General features: G+C 44.6%; 15 protein-coding genes. All 15 read right to left on the bottom strand.

Annotation, left to right across the window (positions count from 1 at the left end; genetic code table 11):
* Positions 1-24 precede the first annotated feature (24 nt).
* The 15 genes from upp to rpmE all read right to left on the bottom strand — a co-directional run bounded on the left by upp (position 25) and on the right by rpmE (position 12,456).
* A complete protein-coding gene (upp, locus tag L1765_RS04265; protein ID WP_236405414.1) occupies positions 25-654 on the bottom strand; it encodes a uracil phosphoribosyltransferase in 630 nt (209 codons plus the stop codon).
* A gap of 126 nt (positions 655-780) precedes the next feature.
* Entirely contained in the window at positions 781-2,025 is a 1,245-nt protein-coding gene (locus tag L1765_RS04260) for a serine hydroxymethyltransferase (RefSeq protein ID WP_236405413.1), read from the bottom strand.
* A 42-nt stretch (positions 2,026-2,067) separates the two neighbouring features.
* Positions 2,068-2,625 carry a TIGR01440 family protein gene (locus L1765_RS04255; RefSeq protein ID WP_236405412.1) on the bottom strand — a complete coding sequence of 186 codons (558 nt, stop codon included), beginning with the start codon at positions 2,623-2,625 and terminating at the stop codon, positions 2,068-2,070.
* A gap of 42 nt (positions 2,626-2,667) precedes the next feature.
* Positions 2,668-3,114: a ribose 5-phosphate isomerase B gene (gene rpiB / locus L1765_RS04250; protein ID WP_236405490.1), complete on the bottom strand. Its 447-nt coding sequence runs from the start codon at positions 3,112-3,114 to the stop codon at positions 2,668-2,670.
* Between the two features lie 239 nt (positions 3,115-3,353).
* Complete coding sequence (locus L1765_RS04245) at positions 3,354-4,643, bottom strand: methyl-accepting chemotaxis protein (protein ID WP_236405411.1); 1,290 nt, start codon at positions 4,641-4,643, stop codon at positions 3,354-3,356.
* A gap of 137 nt (positions 4,644-4,780) precedes the next feature.
* On the bottom strand, positions 4,781-5,266 hold the full coding sequence (locus L1765_RS04240; RefSeq protein ID WP_268928711.1) for a low molecular weight protein arginine phosphatase: 486 nt from the start codon (positions 5,264-5,266) through the stop codon (positions 4,781-4,783).
* Positions 5,267-5,315: 49 nt separating this feature from the next.
* Positions 5,316-6,047: a ZIP family metal transporter gene (locus L1765_RS04235; protein ID WP_236405409.1), complete on the bottom strand. Its 732-nt coding sequence runs from the start codon at positions 6,045-6,047 to the stop codon at positions 5,316-5,318.
* A 35-nt stretch (positions 6,048-6,082) separates the two neighbouring features.
* Entirely contained in the window at positions 6,083-6,637 is a 555-nt protein-coding gene (locus tag L1765_RS04230) for a manganese efflux pump MntP (RefSeq protein ID WP_236405408.1), read from the bottom strand.
* A gap of 81 nt (positions 6,638-6,718) precedes the next feature.
* Positions 6,719-7,777 (bottom strand): L-threonylcarbamoyladenylate synthase, encoded by a 1,059-nt coding sequence (locus L1765_RS04225; RefSeq protein ID WP_236405407.1) that lies wholly within the window; start codon positions 7,775-7,777, stop codon positions 6,719-6,721.
* 175 nt (positions 7,778-7,952) lie between these two features.
* On the bottom strand, positions 7,953-8,588 hold the full coding sequence (spoIIR, locus tag L1765_RS04220) for a stage II sporulation protein R (RefSeq protein ID WP_236405406.1): 636 nt from the start codon (positions 8,586-8,588) through the stop codon (positions 7,953-7,955).
* Positions 8,589-8,655: 67 nt separating this feature from the next.
* Complete coding sequence (gene prmC, locus L1765_RS04215) at positions 8,656-9,543, bottom strand: peptide chain release factor N(5)-glutamine methyltransferase (protein WP_236405405.1); 888 nt, start codon at positions 9,541-9,543, stop codon at positions 8,656-8,658.
* A gap of 4 nt (positions 9,544-9,547) precedes the next feature.
* Positions 9,548-10,615: a peptide chain release factor 1 gene (gene prfA / locus L1765_RS04210; RefSeq protein WP_236405404.1), complete on the bottom strand. Its 1,068-nt coding sequence runs from the start codon at positions 10,613-10,615 to the stop codon at positions 9,548-9,550.
* A gap of 164 nt (positions 10,616-10,779) precedes the next feature.
* Positions 10,780-11,322, bottom strand: coding sequence for a YhcN/YlaJ family sporulation lipoprotein (locus tag L1765_RS04205; RefSeq protein WP_236405403.1), 543 nt, complete (start codon positions 11,320-11,322; stop codon positions 10,780-10,782).
* Between the two features lie 64 nt (positions 11,323-11,386).
* Positions 11,387-11,962 carry a thymidine kinase gene (locus L1765_RS04200; protein ID WP_236405402.1) on the bottom strand — a complete coding sequence of 192 codons (576 nt, stop codon included), beginning with the start codon at positions 11,960-11,962 and terminating at the stop codon, positions 11,387-11,389.
* A 293-nt stretch (positions 11,963-12,255) separates the two neighbouring features.
* Positions 12,256-12,456 carry a 50S ribosomal protein L31 gene (rpmE, locus tag L1765_RS04195; protein WP_236405401.1) on the bottom strand — a complete coding sequence of 67 codons (201 nt, stop codon included), beginning with the start codon at positions 12,454-12,456 and terminating at the stop codon, positions 12,256-12,258.
* Positions 12,457-12,692: the final 236 nt, after the last annotated feature.

The following is a 12,692-nucleotide window of genomic DNA, read 5'->3' as shown; positions in this document are numbered from 1 at the left end:
CCTTTCGCTACAATAGTCTTTTCCTTATTTTGTTCCGAACAGCCTGTCCCCGGCATCTCCCAATCCGGGCACAATATATCCATGATCATTTAATTGTTGATCTACAGCCGCGACAAAGATATCCACATCGGAATGTTCTGCCTGTACCTTTTCGATCCCTTCCGGTGCTGCAATTAAGGCCATCAGTTTGATTTGGCGGGCCCCTCTGTTCTTAAGGGCTTGGATGGCTGCTACTGCAGAGCCGCCAGTAGCCAGCATGGGGTCAATGACGATCAATTCCCTCTCTTCGATATCTGAAGGAAGTTTTACATAATATTCAACAGGCTGCAAGGTCTCAGGGTCCCGATATAAGCCGATGTGTCCCACTTTGGCCGCAGGAATCAGTTTCAAGATCCCATCTACCATACCCAGGCCTGCCCTCAATATGGGGATTAACCCCACCTTTTTCCCGGATATTACCTGGGAAGTGCAGGGTGCCACCGGTGTTTCCACCGATACCTCTTCCAAGGGCATGTCTCTGGTTATTTCATAGGCCATCAATGCAGCCACTTCGTCTACCAATTCTCGGAACTCTTTGGTCCCGGTATTTTTATCTCTTATGTATGTTAATTTATGCTGAATTAATGGGTGATCAAATACATATACTTTGCTCATGTTTTTACCTCCAGTGTTTGCTTAATTATTTATCATTATGTCACTCCTGCATCCTGTTCATTATATCAAAAAAAAGATGGACTATCATTACATGATAACCCATCTTTTCACGAAACATTTCATGTTTTACAGCAACTCTTTGTAAAGAAGGAATTTCTCACATAAAGCTTTAACCCGCTTTCTCGCTTCTGTTTGGGCTGATTCATCTTCCGGGTTCTTTAGGGTAAGCTGGATCAGATCAGCAATCTCCGTCATAGCATTTTTGTCCATCCCACGGGTGGTGACGGCTGCTGTCCCGATGCGAATTCCGCTGGTTACAAAGGGGCTTTCCGGATCAAAAGGAATCGTGTTTTTGTTTACGGTGATCCCCACATCATCGAGGAGTTTTTCGGCGGTTTTTCCAGTAAGCCCTAAATTGCGGACATCAATGAGGATCAAATGGTTGTCGGTTCCTCCGGAAACCAACTGAAATCCTCTTTCCAATAATGCATCGGCAAGGGCCTTTGAATTTTCGACGATCTTTTTCGCATAATCCTTAAACTCTGGCTTTAATGCTTCACCAAAAGCTACCGCCTTGGCAGCAATGATATGCATCAGGGGTCCTCCCTGAATTCCCGGAAAAACGGCCTTGTCTATCGCTTTGGCAAACTCTTCTTTGCACAGGATCAATCCTCCCCTTGGACCCCTTAGCGTCTTGTGGGTGGTACTGGTGACAAAATGGGCATGGGGAACCGGACTAGGATGGATGCCGGCAGCTACCAACCCGGCAATATGGGCCATGTCTACCATCAGGTAAGCACCCACTTCATCGGCAATTTCCCTCATTTTGGCAAAATCGATGATCCTCGGGTAAGCACTGGCCCCGGCTACAATTAACTTCGGTTGATGATGAAGGGCCATTTCCCTTACTTCGTCATAGTTGATAGTTTGGGTCTCCCGATCTACCCCGTAATCTACAAAGTGATATAAGGTACCGGAGAAATTAACCGGACTCCCGTGGGTTAAGTGTCCGCCATGGGAAAGGTTCATTCCCAGCACGGTGTCCCCGGGCTTCAGGACAGAAAAATAAACGGCCATATTGGCTTGGGCTCCGGAATGGGGCTGAACGTTGGCGTGTTCCGCACCAAAAAGCTGTTTCACCCGATCCCTTGCCAAATTCTCGGCAATATCCACATATTCACAACCGCCATAATACCTTTTCCCCGGGTATCCTTCCGCATACTTATTGGTTAAAACGGTCCCCATGGCTTCAAGAACCGCTTCACTAACAAAGTTTTCGGATGCTATCAATTCAATTTTCTCCTGCTGACGTCCCAATTCCAGTTGGATCGCCTTAAAAATCTCAGGATCCTGCTGTTGCAACTGTTTCATTTTATCCTCCTCTATTCTGCCCTTTTCATAGGGTTGTATTCTTTAATCCCTGCTGTAGATCGCTCTCTCCCCGCCCACCAGCTTTGGCCGGGTAAAGGCGGCAGTAACATGGGCATGGCCAATTGAACGAATTTGGCTGCGGAAGGGAACGACCACCGGTTTTAAATGCATCCCAATTAAGGTATCTCCAATATCAATGCCAGCGTCGGCCCGAATATGTTCCACTACTACGGGATGATTCATATATCTGAAAGCGTAAGCAGCCATTGCTCCCCCTGCCTTTGGCACTGGTACTACCGTAACTTCATCCAAATGGAATTGATCGGCCGTTTCCTCCTCCACGACCAATACCCGATTGATATGTTCACAACCTTGAAAGGCCACATGAAAACCATGCTGATCCCGAACCTGCTGGATTCCTTCAAAGATGGCTTTTGCCACTTGCTCACTGCCTGCGGTTCCTATTTTCTCACCCAGGACTTCACTGGTGCTTGTCCCTACGACAAGGATGTGTTTATTGCCCAATTTTTTTTTGGCAAGTAATTCTGTTAGCAATTGTATGACTTGATTTTTTATGGGTTTTACATTGACTTCAAACATCATATCCCTCCTTGGAGGAATTTCAGATGGAGTTTTTAAGAGTCAGGAGTATTTCTTCTCTATCTCGGAAATCTTGTCAATTCGACGTTGATGTCTGCCTCCTGAGAATGGGGTTTCCAACCAGATTCTTATGATTTCCCGGGCGAGTCCTGGCCCGACAACCCTTCCTCCCAAGGCAATGATATTCGTGTCATTATGTTCCCTGGTTGCTTTGGCTGAAAAACAATCATGGACGACAGCACAGCGAATGCCTTTTACCTTATTGGCAGCAATGGACATCCCCAGTCCAGTCCCGCAAACTAAAATTCCCCTAGTGAATTCCCCACTGGCCACTCTTTCCGCCACAGGAAGGGCATAATCGGGGTAATCGACGGAATCCTCACAATGACAGCCAAAATCCTCATAGGAAATATGTAATTCATCGAGGAGTTTTTTTATCTCTTCTTTTAAACTGTATCCGCCGTGATCTGCTGCAATGGCTACTTTGATTTTCTCACTCACCGGTCCTTATCCACTCCTTTTTCTGTTCTGCAATTATTATACCCGATATCGCACTTTCTTTTTAGTATCCTTTGTACCCTTACCAATAGTATTTTAACTGAATTACCCAGTATTAGTCCATATTTAGCGTTGTAATATTCGTGTTTTTGCCGGTATTTTTATGATTACAGATGAAATTGTTCGGTTTTTACCAAAAACACGCCACTGATGTGACGTGCATTTATTTTCTATTTTAGGATAAAGCGGCTAATATAGTTATGAAGTTCCGTGGCTTGCTGCCGCAAGAGGTTGGCGGATCCTGAAATTTCCTGCATCATGGCGGTTTGCTCTTGGGTGGCGGCGGATACTTCTTCGGCACCAGCTGATGTTTCTTCCGCAACTGCCGCCACATCTTGGGCTTCACCCATTGTAATCTCCATCTGTTTCACTTGTTTATCCACCAATCTTCCTATTTCTTCGACAGACTGGACAACTAAATCAACAGATTGGCTGATATCCCTCAAAGCCTGATTGGTTTCTTCACCACGCTTTGATTCCCGATTGGCCAGCTCAACCTGGTCATTAATCTGAATAACAACATTTTTCACTTCTTCCTGCATTTTTTTGATCAGCCCATTAATTTCTTGAACGGCCTTTCCACTTTCATCGGCAAGCTTTCTTACTTCTTCGGCCACCACCGCAAACCCTCTGCCATGTTCTCCAGCCCGGGCTGCCTCAATACTAGCATTCAAGGCCAAAAGATTGGTTTGCTCAGCAATTTCCCCAACCACTTTAGAAATATCCCCAATTTGGCTGGCGTTTTTCTCCAACCGTCCCACCAATAAGATAGACTCTTGGTTTGAATCAGCCAGGCGGTGCATGCCATCCACCAAGCTTTTTACTACTTGGGAGCTATGATTCAAAGTTTTTACCATTTCATGGGATAATTCTTTCGATTTGAAAGCCCGCTCGTTCACTTCTTCGGCTAGATTAGTGGTTTGTTCAATGGATTGGACGGTTGACTGTACAGCTGTGGCTGATCTTTCTGCTCCTTTGGCAATCTGTTCAATGGTAACGGCTATGGATTCTGCCTGATTGGCAGCATGTTCTGAGGCAGTGGTCAAAGATTTAACCCCTTCGTTGGTTTTGTTGAAATTCCTCTCAATGTCCATGACCATTTGTTTGAGGTTATCCAGCATTTGCTTAAAGGAAACCGCTAGACCCCTTAATTCATCATCAGACTTGGGAATGTCCAGGTTTACTCGCAAATCTCCAGTTGCTGCCTGCCTCGCTACCTCTTCCAATTTTGAAATAGGCTTAATGATGATTCTCGCTGCAACGAAACCGAGAATGCCTGACCAAATCACCCCCAAGGCCAACGTCAGAAAGATGAACACACTTTCCGACATAAACCGGACAAAGTAGCTCCGCAAAAATAGAATAAAGACCAGACTGGCTCCGTAGGTAATCGACGCCAACGTCATAATTCCCAGAACAAATTTCTTTTCTAACCCAAATCGATATTTTCGGCCCTTCATATTGAATCCCTCCGCAAACGGCGCAACCGCTCTAATATCAATCGCAACTATTCTAATAGGATCTCCCTTACTTTATCGGTATCAACCTTATTCTAGAAATTCATGATTTTTCCTTCTAACAATTCCAAAAAAAAAAATTAATTTTTGTGGCTTCCCTCATTCTGTTGGAGTAACGAAATCAATGTATGCAAAGCATCTTCCAGCTCCCATGCACATTGTTCATATCTCTCCTTTGAACCGCCAAAGGGATCGGTCACATCATAATTAGGCCGTTCCCCTGTTTCCGGTGATTGGTCCACATACTCCTTTAAGACATGAACCTTTCCCACACTGGATGGAAAGGATTGAATCAGAGCAAACTTGTGGTTTTGTGTCATGGTTAGGATCAAATCGGCCCAATCAATCAGGGATTGGCTTACAGATTGAGAAAAGTGATCAGGATTTATTCCCTTTTCCTGCAATATATCGGCCGCATGCTTGGAAATGGGAGTCTCTTCATCAGCTAAAATCCCTGCAGATTTCACCTGGACAGACAACCCTTCCTTTTCTGCCAGATGCTGAAATATCTTTTCTGCCATTGGGCTTCTGCATGTATTTCCTGTACAGACGAATAAAATATTCAAAGTTTGATCATCCTTTCTTTATCCACTCGGCAATTTTCATCTAGTAAGCTTAAGCATGGCCAGGTATTTGCTGAATGATATACATGATGATGATTCCCATTGCTACTCCTAATTCTGTCATGATCGGATTTAATCTATATGCCGTTGGAATCATTTCACCCACAACCAGATAGGCCATCACTCCTGATGCAAGGGCAAGACCGGAAAATATCCCTGCTTCTGTTCCCGTAAAAAACAACTGACCTAAAAATGCCCCTAAGGGAATAAATAATCCAACGAGCAGTAAAATGATGAAAATCCACATGGGTCTGGCTCTTACCATCAGGAAAGGAACGGTCACTCCTATCCCTTCAGGAATATTATGTAGGGCAATGGCTAAGGCTACGAAAATACCCAATTGATCATCCACTTCCATTCCGGTACCTATAGCCATCCCTTCAGGAATATTATGAAAGGCAATGGCCAGAGCCATAAGCCATCCTATCTTCCAATAAATAGGGGAGTTAACACCTTTTTGTCTTCCCAACCCATGCAGTCCTTTTTGAAAGAGATACATCAGGATCATTCCTACTGTCATTCCTGCGGCCAACACCTTCGGACTTCCATATTCCAAAGCGGCTGGAACAAGCTGTACCAGCACGACTAATCCCATGATTCCCCCGGCTAAACCTAGTGCAAAGGCTAAGGATTTTGGAGTAGGATGGCCAAACCATAATACCGCTAATCCGCCCAATAAGGTGGTTAACCCCGAAACAATCGTGATCCCCCAAATTATGTCCATCTTTCTTCCCCCATGTTTAAAGATTCGCACGGAGATCATAGAAGGAATTTTACCCCATAGGCCAGCAAAATGAAACCACCCAATGCCTCTCCGTATTCACCAAGCCAAAGGCCAAACCTTCGGCCAAGCAATAATCCGGTTCCCGCCATAATCATACCCATAAAGCCAAAAAGAGAAACAGCAAGAATCACATTGACGGCAAAAAGACCAAAAGTAAGGCCCACTGAAAATGAGTCCAAGCTGACACTAAAGGCAAATAAGAGAAGACCCCATCCGTGGGGACTATACGACTGGGATTGGCCTCCTTTGAAGGAAGACCATATCATTTGAAGACCCAAGGTTAGCAAGATTCCTCCACCCAACCACCCCGCTAAATTGCCAATAAAGGTGGTTAAATATTTTCCCAGATACATGCCAAAAAGAGGCATGATGACGTGGAAAATGCCAATGGTTGCACTTACCTTGGCCACATGTTTTAACCTTATTCCCACCATTCCCACTCCAAGTCCCAATGAAAAGGCATCCATTCCCAAGGCTGTTGCTACCATGAAGAGAGTGACAAATTGTCCCCACTGGGCTATTTCTCCCATTTTATCCCCTCCACATCCTTGTCTCTGCCAAGATATGCAAAAATGAGGAGGGAAATTCATTCCTTGTCCGTAAAAGTCCAACTATTTAATTATTTTTCCACCTGCTGCTTTATGAAGCCGGTTCATCAGGGCCAATCCGATCCCTTCGGGGGAAAAGGTTTCAGACAAAATATATGTGACCTGCTGATGATCAAATTCTCTTAGTGCTTGATACACATTGGCGGCCATTTTTGTCGGATCATGGCGACTTCCTATAGAGATGACGACATCTCCCCGGTACATCTCCTTATGTTCATCACTGGAAAGGATCCCCACCTTTTCTCCTTTTTCCATGGCTTCCTTCGCCAGCCTTTGAATGGTACGCACCATCTGTTCTTCATCTCCTGCGACCAACCAAAGTTCTCCTCGGGGTGCATAGTGGGTGTATTTCATTCCTGGTGACTTTGGGGGAACTTTCTCATCCACCAGGGACATGTGCAGCTGTACCTCTCCCAATCTCATGCGAAGCTCTTCTATGGTGATTCCACCTGGCCGTAAAATGGTGGGAATCGGGGCTGACACATCCAACACGGTTGACTCCACTCCCACTTGTGTTGGCCCGCCATCCACAATTCCGGCAATCCGTCCGTGCAAATCTTCCCAAACATGTTGTGCGGTGGTAGGACTAGGCCTTCCGGAACGATTGGCACTGGGAGCGGCAATGGGAAGCCTTGATTCTTTCAGCAATGCCAGGGCTACCGGATGGTCAGGCATCCTTACGGCTACGGTATCTAAACCGGCTGTCACTTGATCAGGGACTTGTTTTCCCTTTGGAAACAGAAGAGTAAGGGGACCCGGCCAAAATTCCTCCATGAGAGAAATCGCCTGATCAGGGATGCTTGAAACGATTTCTCTCACTTGATCCCTTTCTGCAATGTGGACAATGAGCGGGTTATCCCCAGGTCTCCCCTTAGCTGTAAATATCTTTTGGACTGCCAAGGGTGACATGGCATTTCCCCCCAATCCATAGACCGTTTCCGTAGGGAAAGCCACCACTTCATTTTTCCTTAAATATTCAGCAGCTTCTTTGATCTGTGGATAACCAATCGATTTATCCACATCTTTATCCACAATCCATACCTTTGTATCTAACTTCACCATCTTTTTTATCTCCTAGTCTGACTCAAATTTCCCCATCTTTTTTTGACCCATTATACTGATGTGTCCATCCTTTTTCAACAGCCTGTGCATAAACTGGGGATAAGTTCACTAGCGAAAGTCTTAGCAATACACCGAAGATAAATAAAATACGGAGGGATTCCCTCCGCCGATAAAATTAATTGGTGTTCTTTTCTATCCATTCCATTCCTTTTTTGATGACATCTGCCACAAAGAAACGGATTTCTACTTCCGTATCATTTGTCAATTCCCTGGTTTGTGTCAGCTCCTCGCCGTTGTTTGTCATCTCCGGTGCTTCGACAGATGTCCCATTGGCAATATCGATGAAGCATAGGGGAGGAAATAGAACACACCACCAATTTTGGCCTTTACCGTCACCCAAAACAATCCGTAATGCCTCATAATCTCCCGCTGGATACACCTGATTCCCGTACATTTTCGTCGGAAACGGCACCACTCCCAAAGTAACATCTGCCGCATATGTGTATCCGTAACGATTCATTGTATCCCTTACGATTTTTTTAATCTCCGGCATGTTTGATGTAATTAAATTCCTCGATTCTTCAATGTCTTTAACCTCATTCGCCCAACGGCCGAGGTATTGAACAATTTCATCCCTTATTTTACGCTTCAGCCATTGATCTTCTGGGGAATCGCTATTGGCGATGATCCTCAGCCGTATGGCCTCATCGGGAATGGTCCCCCCAGCCACCGACTGGGCGCTTAATTGGGATTCCCAGCTAAAAACCAAGACAGATAAAATGAATAGGACATAAAATAATGGCTTTCTCATATTGGTTTCCTCCCTTTCCCTCTCCGTAGTACAAGTATGGTCAGGGAGGAGATGATTTAAACCTGCATTATATACTGGCTAGGACGACTCTTTCAATCCCCTGTAAATCTTTGATTTTCTCTATTTTTTTTATTTTTTTCCATTGGCCTAATGCGTTGACCACCTGATCTGCTTGTCCCATACCCACTTCAAAGCCAACAAGTCCGGGTTCCTTCATCACATGGGGTAAGTCTTCAATTAATCTCTGATAAAAATAAAGTCCCGTTTCTCCTCCATCTAAAGCCCTTATGGGCTCAAATTTCTTTACTTGAGGATGAAGAAGTTCTACCTCTTTCGTCGGAATATAGGGGGGATTGGATACTAAGATATCCAGTTTGATTCCCTGTTGTTTAATCGGCTGAAGCAAGTCCCCATGGAAAAAGGAGATCTGTCGCTCAACTCCATTTAAAACTGCGTTTTCTCTGGCTACCTGAAGGGCTGATAATGACATATCCACGGCGATGATATTCCATCTTCTGTTCATCCGGGCAAGGGATACGGCAATGGCTCCACTTCCTGTGCCAATATCTGCCGCCACCAAGGCATGATCGGAAGTGCCCTGCCAAGTACGCTTACTTGCTTTGCAAATCTCTTCCACCAACACTTCAGTTTCCGGTCTAGGGATTAGTACATCCCGATTTACCTTAAAGGGCAATCCGTAAAATTCCTGCCAACCAACAATGTATTGAAGGGGCTCTCCCGATGACCGCCTGTTCACTACATCTTCAAATTTGTACCAATCCTCAGAAGTTAATGGTTGATTTAAGGACATGAAAAGGCGGGTCCTATCTATTTCTAGAATGTATCGCAATAGGACCTCTGCTGATATTTCCGCTTCAGGAATGTTATTGTTTTGTAAACGGGAAGAAGCCCATTTCAGGGCTTCCCGTATTGTTGCTTTCTTAGTTCTGTCCATACCATTATTGCGCCTTTTTCAGTAATTCGGTTTGCTCAGCAATGGTCAGGGCATCGATGATTTCATCCAATTCCCCGTCCATCACGGCGTCTAATTTATGCAGTGTTAAACCAATGCGGTGGTCGGTTACCCGGCTTTGAGGGAAATTATAGGTTCTTATTCTTTCACTGCGGTCACCCGTTCCTACTTGAGTTTTCCGATTGTCAGCATATTGAGCCATGGCTTCCTGCTGATACTTTTCATAAAGTCGGGCACGAAGAACCCTCATGGCCTTCTCTCTGTTCTTAATCTGGGATTTTTCATCCTGACAGGACACAACCATCCCTGTGGGGATATGCGTAATCCTCACTGCAGATTTCGTGGTATTGACACTTTGCCCCCCAGGCCCGCTGGAACAGAATGTATCAATACGGATATCATTTTCATTGATTTCTACTTCCACCTCTTCCGCTTCTGGCAAAACGGCCACCGTAGAGGTGGAGGTATGAATTCGACCCCCTGACTCTGTAGTCGGAATCCGCTGCACTCGATGGGCGCCGCTTTCATATTTCAGCTTGCTGTATGCGCCTTTTCCCTGTACGGAGAATATCACCTCTTTAAAGCCACCAATATCTGTATAATTGGCCTCCAATAATTCGGTTTTGTAACCGTTTCTCTCCGCAAAACGGGAATACATCCGGTAAAGATCTGCAGCAAACAAGGCGGCTTCTTCTCCGCCAGCAGCACCGCGGATTTCCACAATGACGTTCTTGTCATCATTGGGATCTTTGGGCAAGAGGAGAATTTTTAGTTTTTCCTCCAGCTGCTCTTTTTGTTCAGAGAGTTCGCCTATTTCCTCTTTGACCAGTTCCCGCATTTCTTCATCCAATTTTTCTTCCAGCATGGCTTTTGCCTCGGTTAACTGCTTAACCACATTTTTATATTCACGATAAACGGTAACCGTTTCTTCCAAACTGGATTGTTCCTTCGAATATTCCCTTAATTTCTTAGGATCGCTAACCACTTCGGGATCACATAACAGTTGGCTTAATTGCTCATACCGTTCCACTACACCTTCCAAGCGTTGCAGCAAGAAACCTCACCTCAGTATATACCTAAAATGTATTCAATGGCTAACCTTAGTAAATTCTTTCGTTTCATCCATTTAGAAATTGTCTGTAACAGAATAATTATAGTATAAATGTTGGTTTATGTAAAGAAAGCCCGGAATTTTCCGGGCAAAATTATCAGGCAAGGTTACGGAATGTTATTCGTGAATGTCCCTCCGCGGCTGGCAGTTCCCATATGGCCGCGGATAGTGGTTAATTCACGCTCCGTATCTCTATCGTTAAACCTCATGCCATTTCCGATGGACCGAAGACGGCCAAATAAACTGTCATCGGTGGAGACATAGATGTCGTATCCTGGGAGGGTTTGGTTGACGAGGGCCCTCGCTTGATTTTCGATGCGATTGATATGGTCGATGGTTACGGTATCATTCACTTGCAATCCAACATACACATTGCCTCCAGAAATAATGACAGTTGCATCATCTACTCCTCTGACCTTAGCTACCCGGTCAGCGATGGAGTCCGCCAAATCTTCGTTATTCTGCTTATAACCAGGAGCGGTAAACAAATTGGGATTATAGTTTTTTACATCATACCGGTTTCCAGGGGATTCAATATCCACTTGATCCCGGTTTTCCGGCAGGGCTCCTTGATTGGCGGGGGCACAGGCAGCAAGTGCAAAAACCATCCATCCAGCTAAAACGACTAACAACCATGGTTTATGATGCAAATAGGCCACCTCCTCATTCTTATGATGTCCGAGGTGACCCTGCTTTTTTCTGTTTTTTATTTACCTATCGAGGAACTTCATGACAATGGCGACAGCGGGCCTCGTAGCTTTCTGATGCGCCCACAAGGATAATCGGATCATGGTATCTGGCTGGTTCATCATTTATCATCCGCTGGGTCCTTGTTGCCGGATTTCCACATTTCACGCATATGGCATGGAGTTTCGTTATGTAATCGGCAAGGGCCAGCAGATAAGGCGTTGGACCAAAGGGTTCCCCACGGAAATCTTGATCCAATCCTGCACATATTACTCGTTTTCCTTGATCTGCCAGCTGCTTGCAAACCTCAATTATCGAATCATCAAAAAATTGGACTTCATCGATGGCAATGACTGAAGTATCCGGTGTAATCCGTTCCAAAATTTCTGTTGAATGCTGTATGGGAATCGCATGATTTTGGGTCCCGTTGTGGGAGACAATGGCTTCCCGGTGATAGCGGTCATCGATTTGCGGTTTAAAGACCATCACCTTTTGTTTTGCCAATTGGGCTCTTTTTATACGTCGGATCAATTCCTCACTTTTTCCGGAGAACATGCTTCCGCAGATCACTTCAATCCAGCCTTCCTGATTCATAAAAATCATGTTCTTTCTCCTCATTCTAATTCTTTATAGATCTGGAATTAAATATTCACACGTCCGCTAGTCGAATTCGCGAAGAAGCGATTAATGTCCGTTCCAAGACTAAATATCGGAGCCCTCAAAAACATCTGGGTAATTCGATGATGGAGTCAGTTTGAGGGCTAATTTCCGATCTTTAGCCTCTTCACTAAGTACGAATTCGAAGGCTGTCCTTAGTGAATTCTTTAATTCCATCTATATATAGCATCTTGTATGTACAGCAAAACAGGCAGATTTCTCTGCCTGTTAACATTCATTTACTTTAAGTTATATTTTCTCTTGAAGCGATCTACGCGTCCACCAGCATCAACAAACTTCTGCTTTCCTGTAAAGAAAGGATGACATTCGGAACAAATCTCAACGCGCAGATTTTCCTTTACAGAACCGGTTTCAAACGTATTTCCACATGCACAGGTTACTGTAGTTTTCTTATAGTCTGGATGAATACCCGTTTTCATGCAATTTCACCTCTTTCTGCCCTGAATCTTTCGAAACAGAGTAACTTTCTACACACATAATGAGAATATATCACATTATCCATGATCATGCAATGGGTTGTACAATGCTTGTTGAACGTCTGTGATATTGTCATATTGTAACGCATCAGTGAAAATGTCACTATGGGACAGGAGAGAATAACTTTGAGCAAAAAAGAGTTGAAGCGTTACAAAGTCATTGAACAACTGATTCAAGG

This window comes from Microaerobacter geothermalis (assembly GCF_021608135.1).
GTDB classification, from domain to species: domain Bacteria; phylum Bacillota; class Bacilli; order DSM-22679; family DSM-22679; genus Microaerobacter; species Microaerobacter geothermalis.
The sequence above is the reverse complement of the archived record's forward strand: the minus strand, read 5'-3'. Positions and strand labels throughout refer to the sequence as shown.